Origin of the sequence: Fluctibacter corallii (genome assembly GCF_025751585.1) — a bacterium.
In the GTDB taxonomy this organism is placed as follows: Bacteria; Pseudomonadota; Gammaproteobacteria; order Enterobacterales; family Alteromonadaceae; genus Fluctibacter_A; species Fluctibacter_A corallii.
On record NZ_JAOWKX010000008.1, the window covers coordinates 1 to 18,728 of the forward strand.

Genomic DNA, 18,728 nt, shown 5'->3' on the forward strand with positions numbered 1-18,728 from the left:
CTTAGACTATGTGTCTTACCAGACAAGCGGCCTGATAGAGTATATCCAAGAGCGGTGAGGGCAAAGCCAAGCAAATATCCTAAAAAGAAAAATGCCAGTCAGCTTAACTGACTGGCATTAGTCTCTAACGACGGTATTTTTTGTCGAAATAAGCCCCATAACGGCCTATCAATCCAAAGAGCTAAACGACTGACTACTTAATCGCAAACGTAACGGTCACGTTAGCGCCTGACTCTACCGCACCTTGCATAAGTTGCGGCATATCGGCTTGTGCCTTCATCATTCGCATTTCGGGCATCGGTGTGTAGCTTGAGCTTTCTTCAATACGAATAACCTCGCCCAAGGTGACATTTGCTTCCTTTGCGAGGCGAGTCGCTCGCGCTTTGGCATTGTCTACCGCCAACGCAAGTGCCCGCATGTAATCTCGTTCTGTGTGGGTATTTTGATAAGAAAAATTTTCGATTCTTGCTACACCGCGTCGAATCACGCCGTCAATTACACGCGGAAATTCTGATAAATCCTGCATAGTAATCTGCAATGATTGCGACACCATGAACCCCTCGTGCACCTGCCGATTATTTTCATAGCGATACACAGGGCGAAATTGGATTTGAGTAGACTGCATGTCGTTGGGCTCAATACCTAAGTCTTTTAAGTAATCGATGACTTGGTTGTGCGCCAGACCAAGTTGCGTATACAGTTTTTCTGCCGTATTCCCTTTTTCTTCGAATCCAAGTGTTAATTGAATGCCTGTGGGAGGGCTAGCGACAGAGCCTGCACCTGACACGCGAATGTATTTGTTGTCTAGTGTGTCAGCTTGAAGTCCAGATGAGGCAGTAAGCAGCCCGATTAAAAAGCAAAGAAAAGCAGCATATTTCATGGTGTATCCTTAACAAAAATAAATACTTAGCAAGTATGGCAGGTCAACCTGAACTCCCACTGACTCGTTCACACAAATATGAATAATCAGAGAATCTGACTTCATTGGTCTATTCTAATCAACCTTTACTGCACCAGATCATTATGGCTAAAGTAAACCGCGTTACCCGCGACAAATTTAATGTTGATATACCGCGCGTCTTTTTCACCCCAATAACAATCTACGGTTCCGATCATGGTTTCGCATTTATCGGCTTCGCCGATCACACGCTCAACGTCTTCTTGTGACATACCCATGCTCAATTTGTCGTAGTTGTCCTGTGTGAGTTTGGTGCATCCAGTTACGGCTGCGGTAGCCGTTAACATTGCCGCTAACATGATAATACGCTTCATTTATCTGTCCTCTTTACAAATGCAGTTTATCCAAAAAACCAATACGTTACGGCAATGGCGGTAACAATGCCAGCAAGATCCGCAGTTAAACAGCACGCAACGGCATGACGGCTATGTTTGATGCCTACCGCCCCTAAGTAAACCGCAAGTACATAAAACGTGGTTTCTGTTGAGCCCTGTAAAATAGATGCCAATCTACCCGCAAAGGAATCTGCACCATGATGCTGCATCGTTTCAATCATCATGGCCCGCGCGCCACTGCCACTGAGCGGTTTCATCAATGCATTAGGAATGCCATCGACAAAGCGCGGATCCAGCCCGACTAATGTCGCAACAAAAGCAACCCCATCCATCACCAAATCAAGTAAACCACTCGCCCTTAACATACCAATTGCAAATAACATCGCGATTAAGTAAGGAATGAGAGAAATAGCTAGTTCAAAGCCTTTTTTTGCACCTTGTATAAACAGTTCATAACAATCAAGTTTTTTACGCCACCCCGCCAATAGCACCACGACAATGAAAGACAACAGCAAAAAGTTGGCCACAAGCGAAGATTGTTCTGCCAGTAGCGCCGCGCTGAGTTGACCAAAATAAAGTATCACCGCCGCCAACACACTAAAAATACCCGCTAAATACAGCAGCACCACATGATTAAAAACGTTAATTCTTTGCACCCAGCATGTCACCAATAGCCCTACCAATGTAGAAGCACTGGTAGCGAGTAAAATAGGAATAAAGACATCGGTAGGCTGTGCGGCTCCTTGCTCGGCACGATAAAGAAAAACAGCAATAGGAAAAAGCGTCACCGACGACGTATTCAACACTAAAAACAAAATTTGCGGGTTAGATAAGGTATCTTTTAAAGGGTTAAGAGACTGCATATCTTGCATCGCTTTAATACCAAATGGCGTTGCAGCATTATCTAACCCGAGTACATTGGCAGACATATTCATTGTAATCGAGCCAATCGCGGGGTGAGAAGGCGGGATATCCGGCATTAAACGGCGTAAGAATGGCTCAACCAATCTAGATAGCTTTGATATTAAGCTTGAGCGCTCTGCAATTTCGAACATGCCCAGCCAAAATGCCAATACCCCCACCAAACCGATAGCAATCTCTACGCTCAATTTAGCCATACTATTGACCGCCCCCATCACCTCAGAAAACGATGTGGCATTACCTAAAATGACAAATTGATACAAACACGCAATAAACGCACTTAAGATGAAAAAAAGCCAAATTCGTTGAAGCACAGGATCACTCTGTTATTTTTATAAGTCTCGGTAAACGTTATGAAATTCACGAACAAAGCGCAATGCTAAAGAAAAGAAAATAGAAAGAAAGGAAATGACGGTTTAATAAATTATTGCTACACAAACTGCAAATCAACACGTTTCGCAAAACAAACGCATCTCACCTCAGCCTAAATGGAAATAAGCAGTGATCCCTGCAAGAATATTTGTCATCGCCACGGAAGAAAGAATTAATCCCATCACTCGGCTCACCACGCTGGCTCCACTACTGCCTATTAATTTATTTATCCACCCTGCCATTAGCATCAGCAAATAAACAATAAATAGCACAAAAAACATGACGCCCACTGTTTGTGCCTGCTCCCAAATACTAAAGCGCGCATTTTCAGTTAACAATACCGCTGCTAACATGGCACCGGGGCTGGCTATAGACGGCACAGCAAGAGGAAAAATGGCCGTTTCTTTATGATCAAGTCGAACCATTTTCAATTCTTCGTCAGGTTTACTTTCACCGAAAATCATATTCAGCGCGAAAAGAAACAAGACGATACCCCCAGAAATCTGAAAAGCAGACAAAGGTATCGACATTCCCACCAAAATCAACTCGCCAACAATGACAAAAAACAACAGAATGCCAGCTGAGACAATGGTCGCAATAAGGGCAATTTTACGTTTTATGTGCTGTTCGTACTGATTAGTGACTGCGATGAACACAGGCACTGTGCCAATGGGATCGATGACCGCAAAAAACACAACAAAGGTAGTAACTATGTCTATCATCAGTAAAACAGCTTACCCTGTTGTTGCCAAAATAGCGATTTCGCTCTCACCCTTCGCGCCCATTACACACTCGTTAGCTTATTCTTAAGGCTAGTAACGTGGGTCAAAATGGTTTCCATTGCCTTACTCGTATCTTGCGCTCGAGTTGCATTTTGTTGCGATGTGGTTTGAATTCGCCCCACCAATTCATTTAGGTCGTTGACCACAGCGGTTTGTTGTTGGGTAGACGAGGCGATACTAGTATTTAAATCAAATATGGAAGACGCCGAGCTGTCAGCACTTTGCAGTGCCTCTGCCGTTGCGCTACTGCGCTTCAGACAGTATTGTGCACTTTTCTGTCCCTCTTCCATCGTATCAACCGCGCGCTTGGCTTCTTGTTGTAGACCTTCTACCAATTTTTGAATATCGACCGTTGACGCTTGCACTCGTGATGCAAGCTCTCGCACCTCATCCGCAACCACGGCAAACCCACGCCCGGTATCACCTGCACGCGCAGCCTCTATGGCGGCATTTAACGCGAGTAAATTCGTTTGTTCTGCAATAGCTTGAATACTGACAACTACCTCACCGATATTATTCGACTCTTGTCCGAGCGACTCGATAATTTTGGCAGAGTGTTCTACTTGATTGGTTAATTTATCCACTTCTTTCTGGGTTTCAATAGCACCACTTCGGCCTGCCACAATTTGCTCTTTCACCTCGTTAGTAATAGACGCAGCTTCGGCCGTATGTTCGGCAATACTTGAGAACGCCTCCTTTAGCTCTTCCATTATTGAAGCGGCAGAACTGGTTTGCTTTTGCTGAATATTCGCACCTTCGGCATTTTTAAGCATAGCATCACGCCCATTGACGCAGGTTTTCTCTAACGCCTGTACATCTGCGCTATTATCTTTTATCAAGCCTCGAAGGTGAGTTAATACGAGGTTCACCGCCTGAACGAGTTTTCCTAATTCACTTTCAGACGGCGCAGCCAAATTAGCGGGCATCTGCGTATCTGCTGACGAAGCATTTTTTAAATGTTGAGCAAGCTTGCTAATTGGACTAACAATAAATTTTGCAAAAAATAACGAGATCACCAAAAAGAGAACCAATGCGAATACTGTCGTTCCCCAAACAACACCTTTAGATTCAGCGTCACTGACTATGATAACCGTAAGCACTAGCAAAACACTGTGTATTATTCCCAGCGCATAAACACGTTGAACTAAACTCAGTTTCTCAAACACGAAACGCTCCTTAGCCAATTTTATTTAACAAGTGTAGTTCAAAGATTTGTTTACTAAGGGCTTTTTATTCCGTTTCAGCGGTGGTATTTTCGGTCAAACATTTACGCACAGTCAGTGGGTTGCTAACGCGCTGAGATCTGCGCAAATTTTTTTAATGCGAACACTATAAATATAAATCACTTCGCCTCTTAATTAGGAACTCACATGTCAAAGCTTATTCTTTCTCTGGATGGCGGCGGAATCCGCGGCGCTGCCACCACCCAATTTTTGGTTCACGTTGAAAACACACTAGAAGAGAAATACGGTTTATCTATTCGGGATTGCGTCGATTTTTACGCAGGCACCAGCACGGGCAGTATTATTGCACTGGGGTTGGCGACCACCAGCTTAACCATGCAACAAATCAACGAGCTATATAATGATGACAATGCCAAGCAAATTTTCTCTCCCACTGAAGGCATTTTTGAAATAGACGGACTCAATGCGCCAAAATATCAGGCTGAGGGCAAAACCCGTTTGCTTGCCCAACATATGGGCAAAGCAACATTAGGTGATACCCCCAAAGATAAACACGTACTTGCCGTATCTTATGGTGTAGAAAGCAGAAAACCACAGATTATTAAAACAACAAACGATAACCATAAGTCGTTACTTGCCTGCGAAGTGGCAGATGCCTCAAGCGCCGCACCTACTTTTTTTCCCACAAAAGAAATGGCACTCAATGGCGTAGAAGAAGAGTTTTGGCTCATTGATGGCGCGGTGGTTGCCAATAATCCCACTATGTGTGCTATTGCTGAGGCAAAACATGCATGGGGAGATATACCCGTAGATGATATGCGAGTCATTTCAATTGGCACAGGCTATCGAACGCGCAAAATTAACGGGCTAGCCTCACAAAAGTGGGGGGGATTGCAATGGATAACAAAAGGTCACCTTGTAGATATACTTACCGATGAGCGCGTAGTTGCTTATCAAGCAGGAACAATTTGTAAGAAAGGCAGCTATATACGCGTCAACGCTGAAATGCGTATTCAACCTGGTCTGCCCTATCCGCCAGACGATGCGATGGACGATGTCAGCACAAGTAATATTAAACGCTTGAAATCTATGGGCGATTTCTGGTTCAGTCGTTACGGTGACGCAGTGGTTGATATGATGGCGGCAAAATACACCGGGGATTCTCTCGATCGAATTGATGCCAATACTGGCAATCCTCGTCCGATTGTAGCACCTTAATTCGCGCTAATATAAAAATGTAGGTATCTGGTATGCTCAATTAGCCCCCATGAACGCATAATTTAGAAGTAAACGTCGTCTAAATGCGCGAACTTTGAACTAAAACAAGGCGTATTGCCTAGTTACTAGGCAAACAGTCATTTTTCTTTAAAAAAGGGGTTGACGCTCAAAGGGCATATCAGCATAATACGCGCCACTCCACAACGGAGTACCCAAGTGGCTACGTAGCTCAGCTGGTTAGAGCACATCACTCATAATGATGGGGTCGCAGGTTCGAGTCCCGCCGTAGCCACCAATACTTACTCAGGTTCGTCCTGTAGGTATTATACCATGCGGAAGTGGTGGAATTGGTAGACACGCTGGATTTAGGTTCCAGTGCTTCACGGCGTGAGAGTTCAAGTCTCTCCTTCCGCACCATTGTGTTGGGGTATAGCCAAGCGGTAAGGCAGCGGGTTTTGATCCCGCCATTCGTTGGTTCAAATCCAGCTACCCCAGCCACTTTTTTAGATGTAGTGGTTGATGTTATACAACACGTTAATACAAAACCATTATATCGCGAATGGGGTATAGCCAAGCGGTAAGGCAGCGGGTTTTGATCCCGCCATTCGTTGGTTCAAATCCAGCTACCCCAGCCATATCGGACGGTCTGCATTAGCGGGCCGTTTTTGTTCTAAACTTTGAGTTACCTCTTAGTGAAGAACACTAAAAATTTATTGGTATTGTTACCAAAGGCTACGTAGCTCAGCTGGTTAGAGCACATCACTCATAATGATGGGGTCGCAGGTTCGAGTCCCGCCGTAGCCACCATCCTGACTCACCCTCAGGAACACAACAGAATTTCGCGGAAGTGGTGGAATTGGTAGACACGCTGGATTTAGGTTCCAGTGCTTCACGGCGTGAGAGTTCAAGTCTCTCCTTCCGCACCATCTGTTGGGGTATAGCCAAGCGGTAAGGCAGCGGGTTTTGATCCCGCCATTCGTTGGTTCAAATCCAGCTACCCCAGCCACTTATGTAAAAGGCCTGCGATTTCGCGGGCCTTTTGCTTATCTGCCAACTACGCTTTCCTTGTTTTGATCAAAATACCTATATTTTTTGCCATATCAATTCAACACAACCTAACATAAATTGCACTGAATAGACGCCACGCACTACTAGACACAACCAATATAAACCTTCAAACTGTTGTCATAAAAACAACAAGTTAGTAGGTACTCAGTTGGTTAACGACATCGTCGCCTTTATCAATAATATTCTTTGGGGCAACGGGCAAATTCTCATTTATATGCTTCTTTTTGCCGGCGTTTGGTTCACAGTCAAATTAGGTTTCTTACAGATTCGCCATTTCGGGCATATGTTTTCGGTCATGCGAGGCAGCACCAAAAGCGATGAATCAGGCATTAGCTCATTTCAGGCGCTGTGTACTAGTTTGTCTGCGCGAGTGGGTACGGGAAACTTAGCCGGCGTTGCTGTTGCAATATCTTTAGGGGGATCTGGTGCAATTTTCTGGATGTGGGTTATCGCCATACTGGGAATGGCAACCGGATTTGCTGAGAGCGTGCTGGGGCAACTCTATAAAGTACGTGATGATAATGGCGAGTTTCGGGGCGGTCCCGCCTATTACATTCAGCAGGGGCTAAATAAACGCTGGCTGGCGATTCTCTTTTCACTTTGCTTGTTTATGGGTTATGGCTTTATTTTCAGTGCCGTACAAGCCAACACCATTACCGATGCGCTAAATCATGCCTATGACATTCCAACACTGTATTCAGGCTTACTTATCGTAGCCCTTGCTTCTGCCATCGTGGTGGGAGGATTAAGAGGCATTGCCCGATTCTCAGAGTGGATCGTACCTTTTATGGGGCTAAGCTACATTCTGGTTGCTCTGATAATCACGGCAATCAACTTTGACGCAGTACCTGGTTTGTTATACGACATTATTACCTCCGCATTCGGCTTACAAGAAGCGGGCGCTGGCGCGCTAGGCGCCGCGATTAAAAATGGTATACAACGAGGCTTGTATTCCAATGAGGCAGGTTCAGGTAGTGTGCCTCATGCCGCGGCTGGTGCAACGCCCTACCCTAATCACCCAGTGTCTCAAGGCTATGTGCAAATGCTAGGTGTGTTCATTGACACCATGATACTATGTACCTGTACTGCGGTGATCATTCTATTGGCTGGTGGCTCAACGAGCGACCAAATGGAAGGTATTCGATTAACACAAACCGCCATGAGTCAACATATTGGTGACGGCGGAAAAGACTTCGTCGCCGCTGCCATTAGCTTATTTGCCTTTACATCCGTAGTCGCTAACTACGCATACGGCGAGAGTAACTTGCACATGTTTAAGCTAGACAACAAAGTGGGTCGTGCCGTGTATACCGTTGGCTATTTAGCAATGATTTTGTGGGGCGCAAAAGCATCTTTGCCTCAGGTATGGGCAATGGCAGACATGGCGTTAGGCCTCATGACAGTCATCAATATTATTGCTATTGTCTGGATGACACCCACTATTGTGTCGATTAGTCGAGACTATTTCAGTAAGCGTGATCGTGGTGAATTGCCTGAATACAAAACCGGTGACTGCGAGATTCAAGGTACTACAGAAACAGGCATCTGGGATAAAACACGCCCCTAAATTACTAGTTAAAGTACCTAAATACGATTGGCGAAGAGTGCGGTTTTATCTCACTCTTCGCATTTAGTTGGGATGGCGCTTTGCGTCTACCTTCCCTCTTATCCTGCTAATTTCTTAGCCTGCAAAAAAGCACGCAATATGTTAGCGGTGTAACACCCCTAGCATGCTAATCAATCATTAACATGATCAACTGAGTCACCAGTAAAATCATAACGAGTGGCCAGATCCAACGGCTCATTTTAGCAACATCTTCTTGGCTAAATTTTGATTTTGAGCGTTCCAGCATGGGCACGACAAGAATCAGCGTCACAAATAATACAGCTAAAATAATTAATACAGTCATACTTAATATCCCATCGCGTAACGTAAAACTTGGTTCTTAATCGGCCCCGCTTTATCAGCCAAACTCAATCCTAGGTTTCGAATGACTTTAACAGGTGTAATTGCGTTACTAAACACCGAATAAAACACATCCATCGTACTCATCATTAACAGGTTTTGAGGCTTACGCGAACGCTCATAGGCAGCTAAAGCACGTTGAGTCATTCCAAGCTTCGAACACTGTTTTAGCAACTCTGCGACATCTTTAAAGCCCAAATTTACGCCCTGCCCTGCAAGCGGATTAATCATGTGTGCCGCATCTCCTACCAAGGCAAAATGTGTATCGATATAGCGGTTAGCATGTTGACGCACCAGCGGGAAAGCCGCCCACTCCAACACATCAAAATCGCCGCCAAGATCAGGAAAGGCATCCAGAATACGCGATTTCATGACCTCTGGTGAAACCCCCTTAAGCGCTTGGAGGTGCTCAGCATTGTGATACCAAATTAAACTGGCGTAGCCGTCACTCAGTGGTAAAAAAGCAACGGGGCCCGTGGGAGTAAATTGCTGCCAGGTAATAGATTGACTATGAGATTGCTTTATTTTGATTCCCATTGCATGTTGCTGGTATTGCCACCCCGTGACACCGATTCCCACTAGCTGGCGCGTAGCAGAGTGCCCGCCATCGGCACCAATCACCCACTTGCATGTAATCGCTTCTCCATCAGAAAACTGTATCGAAGATTCGTCAGATAGCGTAATAGACGTCACAGCGACGTGCTGCTTCCACGTTACATTGTCACAACAGGCTAATGCTTGATGTATGCCGAGTTGAAGTATTCTATTTTCAACAAAATATCCCAAACAGGGTGCTTGTATGTCTTTCGCGTTAAATACGGTTTTTGACGTTGGCATCTCCCACACAGCGAGGCTGTCATAAGGATGTAGGCGCATTGCTTCAATCTCAGACCATGCGCCTAATTCAGTAAGCAGATTAACTGATGCCATATTGATTGCAGACACACGAAGGTCAGGCTCTGATTCTGAATCAAACGGCGCAGGCATTGCATTTTCAACAATTAACACCGAATACCCAGCTTTTGCCAGGCCTAACGCCGTCGCAGCGCCTACCATGCCGCCGCCAATCACGCACACATCTATCACACGCGAACCTCCCATCAACTTGATTTAGGTAATGATACGAAAAAACGGCACAAACGGTTAGTGAATAGTGATAGAAAGTTGATTTATCACAAGAAAATGACAAGGTGTGTCGGCGAACCTCGTTGTGTTCGCCGAATTTTAGAATAAATTTTCGCTAACTTATCACGCTATTGACATGTTAGTTGCACAGTATCCGCTTTGGATACGCCTAGATACACATTGTGAATGTCTAACGTGCCTTGCATATTTGTCGACAGCGTGAAGGGGGAGTAAATTTGCTTAAGATCAAGTCCCTTTTCGGTAAAGCATGCCAGTGGAATAGCCACGCTCGCCCATGAGTCTGAAGGCGCGATATTGACTTCTTGCGCGGCAACGCATTCAGAATCACAGCCCATAGTCACCGTCAACACCGCTGCGGTATCGGCTAACCAACGGTAGGTAAATACCAGCGCATGTTCTGCCTCACCATGGCGACGTAAATCAACCGGAAAAGGCGAGAAAAACTGTAACTGTTCATGGGTATTCCCTGCCCAAGTAAGCGACAAGGCATCTTCTTGTATTAAACGATCCGATGTTCTGACCGTCAGCGCATTGAGTGACTCTACATTGCTTGTCATTACTACAGATTCACCGCCAGACTTTAATATGGCTTTCCATGGCGCCTGCGCACCCTGCCCTAAAATTTGATGGTGCTGTGTTTCTTTACTCTGGCTTTCAAAGGCAACGGGTAATGCCTCGTTAAGAGTAGCAAGGTCATCGCCTGACGAGGTGTAACCTAGTCCAAACCCGAAAGGAAGTAACGGCGCATAATCCGGCTGCCCCACATTATTGTTATGGTGTTCAGGGTGTGCTGGCCATGAAAATGGCAATGTACCTTTGAAGTCATGTTGTGGGTGTCCATGTTGATCGGCCACCAAGACATCAGCGATACCTGCGCCTTCAGAGCCGGGTAGCCATGCTACAACAAAAGCATCTGAGCGATTCAGTTCAGGGTTTACCCATAGCGGCCTACCAGTTATAAATACCGAAACGACAGGCGCGCCCAATGCGTTAACCTTATTGAGGAGTGACTGTGCTGCATTTTCTGCGCGCTCAAAATCCAGATTATCTAAATCTCCATTGCCTTCTGCATAGGGCTCTTCTCCAAATACGGCAATAACTACGTCAGGTTTTTCGCTATACCTTCCATCCACAGAGAGTGAGACCGTGCCGCCCGTGCGCTCAATGGCAGCTTTCAAGCCCGCATATATTGAGGTTGCGCCAGGAAAATCACTGTTTTGATTACCAGTGCCTTGCCAGGTAATCGTCCAACCACCTGACTGTTTACCAATGTTGTCAGCGCCATCACCCACTATCAGCACATGTTGATTGGGCTGAATCGGTAACACACGATCTTTATTCTTTAACAGTACCAGCGACTCTCTGACAGCTTGTCTAGCAATGTCACGGTGTTGTGGGTGTCCAATCAGGGTTTTATCTCCAGACAACGGACGAGACTGCGGTGAAGGTTTATCAAATAATCCCGCTCTCACTTTAACGGCTAAGACCCGGCGCACCGCATCATCAAGACGAGCCATCGGAATCACACCGCTTTTTACTTGCTCAATCAGATTATAATAAAGTGGTTTCCACGCTTGTGTAGGCACCATGTATACATCTAAACCTGCATTCATCGCCTGAGGACAATTATCATTTGTGCAGCCTGGAATTTGACCATGACCGTTCCAATCGCCTACCACGAAGCCTTGAAAACCCATTTTTTCTTTCAGCACGTCTGTCAGTAAATAACGGCTACCATGGATTTTTTCACCCTGCCAGCTATTAAACGACGCCATCACTGATTGCGCTCCTGCAGCTAGTCCAGATACATAGCCTTGCGCATGTATACGATATAAATCTGCTTCGCTTGCCAGATTATTACCTTGGTCATCACCCTTTTCTGTCCCGCCATCACCGACAAAATGTTTTACGGTAGAAATCACATGCTGCTCATCTAAAAAGGTATCGCCCAACCCGCCTTGCAAGCCATTAACAACCGCGCCAGCGTATGCTTTGACGATGCTTGGATCTTCTGAGTAGCTTTCGTACGTGCGTCCCCAGCGATCATCTCTGGCAACAGCAACAGTAGGGGCGAATATCCAATCAATTCCCGTTGCCATAACTTCTTTGGCTGTCGCGTTGGCAATCTGACGCATCAGCTCAGGGTTACGCATTGCCCCCAAACCAATATTGTGAGGAAACAGCGTTGCACCTACCACGTTATTGTGACCATGCACGGCGTCGGTTCCCCACATAGTCGGAATCGCGGTGCCATCAAGGCTATCGTCAATAGACGCCTGATACATTGCCTCAGCCAATGCGACCCAATCATCGACCGACGCATGTTTGTTGTTATTAGGAAACGCTCCCCCACCATTCAAGTAAGAGCCAAACCCATATTTACGCATATCTTCTATAGTCACGTCGCGAATTTCAGGTTGAATCACTTGTGCGACCTTCTGCTCAAGGGTAAGGGATGAAAGCAGTGTATCTACGCGCTGCTGTACCTGCTCATCCTTTGGAAAAGAAACATCGACCTTTGGCCAAATTTTTGTTTGCGGTTCTTGAGACTTTGGCGTACAAGCGAATATAGCGACACATGCAACACCGACAATCAGGCGTTTGTCGATCATTTTGCTCTCCTGTTAAATTAATCAACTGTTCATTCAGCATCTGTGCATCAAGTATATTCATAATTACTACAATGTAAACGCTTACATTTTAAAATAAAATTAACAATGCAAGCAATTTCAACTTTAAATGTAAGCGCTTTCTTAAAAATAAATTTCTATCATGCTACGTCTGAGTGTAAGAGAGTTGACGGTAATCGCGAGGTTGAGTGGCACAAAATTTGAACACCTCCGTTCAGATTGATCATACTTAACGCGCGCAGTTGGCGCATAACTCATGAGGTAAAGCCAGTGATTGACGCATTTATCAAACAGAACGGGCTATCTACGCGCTTTGCCGACCTTGCACAACATTGGTACATTCCATTAGCAGAGCAAATCTTAATGCACTCTCATGGTGCAAACACCCCTTATTTTGTCGGTATTAATGGGTGTCAGGGTTCAGGAAAAACCACCCTAACTCGCTTTCTCAACACCTATTTTAAAGAGCAAGGACAACGTGTCGCAACGTTATCACTTGATGACTTTTACTTAAGTGCGCGAGAACGCGAGCACGTTGCCAACCAGCAACATGCTTTATTTCAAACCCGCGGTGTACCGGGAACACACAATTGGCAATGTATTCATGATGTGCTTCAATCGTTACAAGCAGGCCAAGAAATTACTGCACCCACCTTTAATAAGGCACAAGATAACCCCTTTCCCGTTCAACATTGGCAACATATTGGCTCAACCGTGGATATTGTTCTATTTGAAGGATGGTGCTGGGGAGTGCCTCCACAGTCAAAAGAAGCCTTAATCGAACCGGTCAATCTATTGGAGCGCACGCAAGACCCAGATGCCATTTGGCGAAAGCGCGTCAATACCTATCTGCAAAACCATTATCAGCCACTTTACACGCACATGAATGCGTGGTTAGCGTTAATTCCTCCCTCTTTTGAAAACGTGTACTCATGGCGTTTACAGCAAGAACATACGCTCAGAGCAGAATATGAATCTGAGCACCTTAAGGCACCATCAGGCATCATGAGTGATGAACACGTTCACCACTTTATTCAGTTCTTTCAGCGGCTGACCGAGCACGCTATCTCCACCATGCCGGAACGATCAGATTGGGTATTGTATTTAGATGAATTTCGCAATGTAACGCATGCAAAAGGGTTGTAGTATGCCATCTAAACAATGGTTGATATTTACAGATTTAGATGGCACGTTGCTTGACCATGATACGTATAGCGTTGCGCCCGCAAAGGACACTTTACACCAGTTAGCTACAAAGCATATTCCGGTTATTCCCACCACCAGTAAAACCTTCGCAGAGATGAAGGCGATCAATAAAAATCTGAACCTTAATGGCCCGTGTATTGTAGAAAACGGCGCAGCGATTCATATTCCTCACACATTTTTAAAACAAAAACCTACCGATACGCGCTGGCAAGGCAACATGTGGGTAAAAACGTTTTCTAATCAAAAGCGCGTATGGCTGGAAATTCTGAATCAACTCAAGCCTGAGTTTGGCGATAAATTCACGCATTTTGATGCGATGTCTGTAGGTGATGTATCTAACATCACAGGGTTGTCGACCCATGACGCCACACTAGCAAAAACGCGGCAATTTGGCGAGCCCGTGTTATGGCAGGGCGACGAGAAAGACAAACTCCGTTTTATCGATGCATTAAAAAGTAAAGGCGCCTCTGTGCTCCATGGTGGCCGCTTTTTACATGTCTCCGGCCATGGCGACAAAGGTCAAGCACTGAAATGGCTCTGCGATGAATATCGCCGACAATTTCCAGAACAAGACACCCACTCTCTCGCCCTTGGAGACGGAGGCAATGACATCGCCATGCTTGAAACTGCCGATGTCGCTGTGATTGTTCGCTCACCAGCACATTCGCCCCCAACGGTAAATCGCACGCATCAACTTCATGTCACTCGTTCAACAGGCCCCGTCGGCTGGGCGGAGTCTGTCAATGAACTCGTACTGACCCCACTTAAGGAGGCTACATGGTAGACTTTTATCAAAATGGTATTGTAACAACCTTGCATAATCTCTCTGAGAGACCCATCGAAGAACTGGAGCAGGAACTGCTCACCTTTGCCAGGCGTCGCCCAATGGCATTATTACTCCCTTCACTATTTTCTGAATTAGAAGGGCCTGCATTACCCAATATCATTGAGCAAGTAAAACACGTACCTTACCTGTCTCAAATTGTTATCGGGCTCGACCGCGCCGATCAGGCGCAATACGAATATGCATTAAAGTTTTTTGACCAATTACCTCAACATCACCGCATTTTGTGGAACGATGGCCCAAGATTGCAAGCATTAGACGCAGAATTACAATCGCTAGGGCTGGCACCGAAAGAGTTAGGCAAAGGGCGCAACGTCTGGTACTGCATGGGATACATTCTAGCAACGGGCAAAGCGGAATCGATTGCCCTGCATGACTGCGATATTCTCACCTATGATCGCAGCTTATTAGCGCGGCTAATATACCCCGTCGCCAATCCACAATTTAACTATGAATTTTGCAAAGGTTACTACGCGAGAGTGGCAAACGGTAAAATCAATGGACGCGTGTCGCGGCTTTTAGTCACGCCTTTGCTTCGAGCGCTCAAGCGCGTAGTAGGCAATACAGAATACCTTGAATACATGGACAGTTTTCGCTATCCGTTAGCGGGAGAATTTTCTTTTCGGCGCGATGTGCTTAACGATATTCGCATTCCCAGTGATTGGGGACTGGAAATCGGCGTATTGTCAGAAATGCATCGCAACTATGCGCACAACCGGCTTTGTCAGGCCGACATCGCACAAACTTACGATCATAAGCATCAAGATTTATCGATGGACAATGATCAAGGCGGGTTATCTAAAATGTCCATCGATATCACTAAGGCACTGTTCAGGAAACTCGCAACACAAGGAAACACCTTCACAACGGAGACGTTTCGCTCTCTTAAGGCAACATATTTTCGTATAGCGCTAGATTTCATAGAAACTTACCACAACGATGCAATCATGAACGGTCTCACGTTAGACATCCACCACGAAGAACAAGCCGTAGAGATGTTTGCCCGTAATATCATGAAAGCGGGTCAGAGCTTTTTAGACAACCCAATGGAAACCCCATTTATTCCAAGCTGGAACCGTGTGGTGAGTGCAAAGCCGGATGTATTCGACAAACTCATTGAGGCTGTCGAAGAAGACCATTTAGATTATCGAGGTTAATTATGTCTGATGTTCTCACGCAGTTACACGAGGCTATCTGTCGACACCTCAACGTTATCTATGACGGGATCCCATTATCTACATCTTACGAAGAACTGGCGCATCAGCTTCTTGCTCAAATGCGCTTGGTTAACAATGCAGCACTGACCCCTCCGGCCCCCCATACTAATTTATGGTCTGAACAAGATGTGGTGTTAATCACTTACGGTGACAGTATAGAGTCTAATGTTCACCCCCCTCTCTCCTGTTTGCATCATTTTTTAAATGATTATTGCAAAGATGTCATTAACAGCGTGCACCTTTTACCCTTTTTTCCCTATAGCTCCGATGATGGGTTTTCCGTCATTGACTACTCTAGTGTCAATGAATCCATGGGAAGCTGGGAGCACGTAGAGGCCATCGCTCAACGTTATCGCCTGATGGCAGATTTGGTGATTAATCACTGTTCTGCACGCAGTGTTTGGTTTGAAAACTTCATTCGTGGTGAGCATCCTGGCAAAGATTACTTCTTTACCGCCGAACCAACCGATGACTTAAGTAAAGTCGTCAGGCCAAGAACCTCTCCATTATTACGAGAAACAATAACTCGTGATGGGGTAAAGCACGTTTGGTGTACGTTCAGTCATGATCAGGTAGATTTTGATTTTCGTAACCCCGACGTACTTAACACCTTTGTCGATATTATTCGCTACTATCTTGACAATGGCATTCGGATATTCCGACTCGATGCCGTCGCGTTTTTATGGAAAGAGATAGGCACGCCTTGCATCAACCAGCAACAAACCCATGAAGTAGTAAAACTATTGCGTACGCTTTTGGAGCATGCGCAACCAGATGCCATGATCATCACTGAAACCAATATTCCTAATAGAGAAAACTTAACCTATTTCGGTAACGCCAACGAAGCGCATGCTATCTATAACTTTTCTTTGCCTCCCCTGTTGGTTAATACATTAGTGACAGGTGATTGTCGGTATTTAAAAAGTTGGATGATGAGTATGCCACCAGCGCAACATGGCACAACATACTTTAATTTCATTGCCTCTCACGATGGTATTGGCTTGCGTCCGGCTGAAGGACTGCTCAGTGACAAGGAGTTAGAAACCCTCATCGCCACTATGCAATTATTTGGTGGGCTAGTCTCAATGCGCACGTCAAGTGACAATGTACAACGACCTTACGAGATCAATATCAGTTTATTTGATGCCCTCAAAGGCACAATTAAAGGGGAGGATCAACTTGGAATGCCGCGTTTTTTATGCGCGCACACCATTATGTTTGGGCTAGAGGGTATACCCGGTATCTACATTCACAGTTTGCTTGGTACACGCAATGACTATGAACGACTTGAAAACAGCGGTCATAATCGCGCGATAAATCGACATCGATGGCAATTCGAAACACTGACTAAGCATCTACAAAATAGCGATAGCCCGCATCATCAAGTGTTATCAGAGATGTTAAGATTACTATCAATCCGCACACAACAGCCCGCGTTTCATCCCAATGCAACACAATTTACGTTACATTTGGGTACGCAGCTTTTTGGCTACTGGCGACAGAGCATTGACAGAAAGCAAAGTATATTCTGTATTAGTAACATTACCGACAAGTCTCAATTGCTTTCTCTCGCGGATGTTAACCTTATTGGCACTGAAGAATGGGTTGACCTTATTTCCAGCCATGCCATTTCTCTGAGTCTTACCCAAATTGAGCTAGCACCTTATCAAACCATGTGGCTCAGTAATAAAATTCAGAGACCCTAAAGCCAATAAGGCATTTGCCTGTGTACATAGATTAAAGCAAAATAGGAAGCGCTAAATCAATTAGTTAGAGAGTGAAATGGAAATCATTCGAAGTAAAGACTTCACTGGAAAAACACCTTGGGAAGCAAAAAACATTGCCAATATGAATGGCATTACCACGCGTCTGCACTGGACAGATAAACCCTACAAATGGCATATCAATGACGGTGAGGAAGTGTTTGTTGTACTCGATGGCACCGAACATGTGGCTCACCCACATGGCGCTGCTCGCATACTTGTCATTGAGCAAGAAGGAAGTATCTAAGTGATTCGTTATGCAACACGAGATGACTGCACGGCCCTTGCCGCATTGTCTGTACAAGTTTGGTTAGAGACCTACGCCCAAGACGGCATCAAGCCTGCGTACGCGGAATATGCTCTAACAACATTCACACCTGCTTATTTCCAGGAAAAATTAGACTGTTCCCAATACCAACTTATCATAGCTGAAGCGTCTGGGTATATTCGTGGATTTGCGCTCGTGGATTTACTGTCTCACTATGAAAAAATCGATATGCAAGAAGATGCCTCGCAAATAGGTTCCCACGTTGAAATAGTTCACTTGTATATTCATCAACCTTTTCGCCAACACGGGTTTGGACGTCAACTATTACGCTTTGTCAAAGAAAACATCAGCCATCGCTTTTGGCTATATACTTGGGTAAACAATGCTTCAAACACCTATTACACGCATCTTGGCTTTCGCCACGCGGGAAATCTGCGCTTTCAGTTTGATCAAGTAGACATAGACAATCATATCTATGTATTTGACGGCGATTAAATGATTGGGAAAACGCTTCAACTGTACCTTTGTGTTACCAAGTAATCATGTGCCCATCCTCAACAACTAAGCCTGTATCTACAATGGTGCTGATTATATGAATATCACTTATGGGTCGCTTTAAACTGGTTGATAGGGCGTTTGCCAAGCCAAGTTGAATTGCGGCCACCTGAGAATTTGACCACATTGAAGGTAGGTACAGATTAACCATTACATCGTAAGGCTGACCATACTGTTGAACGTTTGGTATGATGTTCACTGTCAGATGCGTTTCTCTCACGCCTGACAGTGATGACCACAATGGAATCAATTTCGCTATTTCAGCATCATGCTCAAATGTCAGCATACAATTTGC

Annotated in this window: 17 protein-coding genes and 7 tRNA genes; 15 read left to right on the plus strand and 9 right to left on the minus strand. The window is 45.2% G+C overall.

Features of this window, described 5'->3' with window-relative positions:
- Nucleotides 1-193 precede the first annotated feature (193 nt).
- From OE749_RS14560 to OE749_RS14580, 5 genes are all read right to left on the minus strand, one after another.
- Nucleotides 194-880, minus strand: a complete 687-nt coding sequence (locus OE749_RS14560) for an SIMPL domain-containing protein (protein WP_263713211.1) — start codon at nt 878-880, stop codon at nt 194-196.
- A 125-nt stretch (nt 881-1,005) separates the two neighbouring features.
- The gene (locus OE749_RS14565; protein ID WP_263713212.1) at nt 1,006-1,272 is read right to left on the minus strand and encodes a DUF3862 domain-containing protein; all 267 of its coding nucleotides are present in this window, start codon (nt 1,270-1,272) and stop codon (nt 1,006-1,008) included.
- A gap of 26 nt (nt 1,273-1,298) precedes the next feature.
- Nucleotides 1,299-2,528 carry a nucleoside recognition domain-containing protein gene (locus tag OE749_RS14570; RefSeq protein WP_263713213.1) on the minus strand — a complete coding sequence of 410 codons (1,230 nt, stop codon included), beginning with the start codon at nt 2,526-2,528 and terminating at the stop codon, nt 1,299-1,301.
- Between the two features lie 165 nt (nt 2,529-2,693).
- Nucleotides 2,694-3,308, minus strand: a complete 615-nt coding sequence (locus tag OE749_RS14575) for a MarC family protein (protein ID WP_263713214.1) — start codon at nt 3,306-3,308, stop codon at nt 2,694-2,696.
- 62 nt (nt 3,309-3,370) lie between these two features.
- Nucleotides 3,371-4,534, minus strand: coding sequence for a methyl-accepting chemotaxis protein (locus tag OE749_RS14580; protein ID WP_263713215.1), 1,164 nt, complete (start codon nt 4,532-4,534; stop codon nt 3,371-3,373).
- Nucleotides 4,535-4,738: 204 nt separating this feature from the next.
- On the opposite strand from OE749_RS14580, the gene OE749_RS14585 reads away from it, so the two are divergent.
- From OE749_RS14585 to OE749_RS14625, 9 genes are all read left to right on the plus strand, one after another.
- A complete protein-coding gene (locus tag OE749_RS14585; protein ID WP_263713216.1) occupies nt 4,739-5,770 on the plus strand; it encodes a patatin-like phospholipase family protein in 1,032 nt (343 codons plus the stop codon).
- A gap of 218 nt (nt 5,771-5,988) precedes the next feature.
- Nucleotides 5,989-6,065 (plus strand) — tRNA-Met (locus OE749_RS14590).
- 37 nt (nt 6,066-6,102) lie between these two features.
- Nucleotides 6,103-6,187: transfer RNA gene (locus tag OE749_RS14595), tRNA-Leu, on the plus strand.
- Between the two features lie 6 nt (nt 6,188-6,193).
- Nucleotides 6,194-6,268 (plus strand) — tRNA-Gln (locus OE749_RS14600).
- 62 nt (nt 6,269-6,330) lie between these two features.
- Nucleotides 6,331-6,405: transfer RNA gene (locus tag OE749_RS14605), tRNA-Gln, on the plus strand.
- A gap of 95 nt (nt 6,406-6,500) precedes the next feature.
- A tRNA-Met gene (locus tag OE749_RS14610) sits at nt 6,501-6,577 on the plus strand.
- Between the two features lie 34 nt (nt 6,578-6,611).
- Nucleotides 6,612-6,696 (plus strand) — tRNA-Leu (locus tag OE749_RS14615).
- 5 nt (nt 6,697-6,701) lie between these two features.
- Nucleotides 6,702-6,776: transfer RNA gene (locus OE749_RS14620), tRNA-Gln, on the plus strand.
- A 210-nt stretch (nt 6,777-6,986) separates the two neighbouring features.
- Nucleotides 6,987-8,405: an alanine/glycine:cation symporter family protein gene (locus OE749_RS14625; RefSeq protein ID WP_263713217.1), complete on the plus strand. Its 1,419-nt coding sequence runs from the start codon at nt 6,987-6,989 to the stop codon at nt 8,403-8,405.
- A 166-nt stretch (nt 8,406-8,571) separates the two neighbouring features.
- On the opposite strand, the gene OE749_RS14630 is transcribed toward OE749_RS14625, so the two are convergent.
- The 3 genes from OE749_RS14630 to OE749_RS14640 form a co-directional block, all read right to left on the minus strand.
- Nucleotides 8,572-8,748, minus strand: a complete 177-nt coding sequence (locus OE749_RS14630; protein WP_263713218.1) for a hypothetical protein — start codon at nt 8,746-8,748, stop codon at nt 8,572-8,574.
- Between the two features lie 2 nt (nt 8,749-8,750).
- Complete coding sequence (locus OE749_RS14635; RefSeq protein WP_263713219.1) at nt 8,751-9,890, minus strand: FAD-dependent oxidoreductase; 1,140 nt, start codon at nt 9,888-9,890, stop codon at nt 8,751-8,753.
- 167 nt (nt 9,891-10,057) lie between these two features.
- Nucleotides 10,058-12,562 (minus strand): glycoside hydrolase family 3 N-terminal domain-containing protein, encoded by a 2,505-nt coding sequence (locus OE749_RS14640; protein WP_263713220.1) that lies wholly within the window; start codon nt 12,560-12,562, stop codon nt 10,058-10,060.
- Between the two features lie 288 nt (nt 12,563-12,850).
- Between OE749_RS14640 and OE749_RS14645 the strand changes: the two genes are divergently transcribed.
- The 6 genes from OE749_RS14645 (at nt 12,851) to OE749_RS14670 (ending at nt 18,373) form a co-directional block, all read left to right on the plus strand.
- The gene (locus OE749_RS14645) at nt 12,851-13,726 is read left to right on the plus strand and encodes a kinase (RefSeq protein WP_263713221.1); all 876 of its coding nucleotides are present in this window, start codon (nt 12,851-12,853) and stop codon (nt 13,724-13,726) included.
- A 1-nt stretch (nt 13,727) separates the two neighbouring features.
- Complete coding sequence (locus OE749_RS14650) at nt 13,728-14,570, plus strand: HAD-IIB family hydrolase (protein ID WP_263713222.1); 843 nt, start codon at nt 13,728-13,730, stop codon at nt 14,568-14,570.
- Nucleotides 14,564-15,787 (plus strand): glycosyltransferase family protein, encoded by a 1,224-nt coding sequence (locus OE749_RS14655; RefSeq protein ID WP_263713223.1) that lies wholly within the window; start codon nt 14,564-14,566, stop codon nt 15,785-15,787. Before OE749_RS14650 ends, OE749_RS14655 begins: the two co-directional genes overlap by 7 nt.
- 2 nt (nt 15,788-15,789) lie before the next feature.
- Nucleotides 15,790-17,553, plus strand: coding sequence for a sugar phosphorylase (locus OE749_RS14660; protein WP_263713224.1), 1,764 nt, complete (start codon nt 15,790-15,792; stop codon nt 17,551-17,553).
- Between the two features lie 76 nt (nt 17,554-17,629).
- Nucleotides 17,630-17,857 (plus strand): disulfide bond formation protein DsbH, encoded by a 228-nt coding sequence (locus OE749_RS14665; RefSeq protein WP_263713225.1) that lies wholly within the window; start codon nt 17,630-17,632, stop codon nt 17,855-17,857.
- Complete coding sequence (locus tag OE749_RS14670) at nt 17,858-18,373, plus strand: GNAT family N-acetyltransferase (protein WP_263713226.1); 516 nt, start codon at nt 17,858-17,860, stop codon at nt 18,371-18,373. It abuts the gene before it with no gap.
- A gap of 34 nt (nt 18,374-18,407) precedes the next feature.
- Here OE749_RS14670 and OE749_RS14675 read toward each other — a convergent pair whose 3' ends face one another.
- Nucleotides 18,408-18,719 carry a hypothetical protein gene (locus OE749_RS14675; RefSeq protein WP_263713227.1) on the minus strand — a complete coding sequence of 104 codons (312 nt, stop codon included), beginning with the start codon at nt 18,717-18,719 and terminating at the stop codon, nt 18,408-18,410.
- Nucleotides 18,720-18,728: the final 9 nt, after the last annotated feature.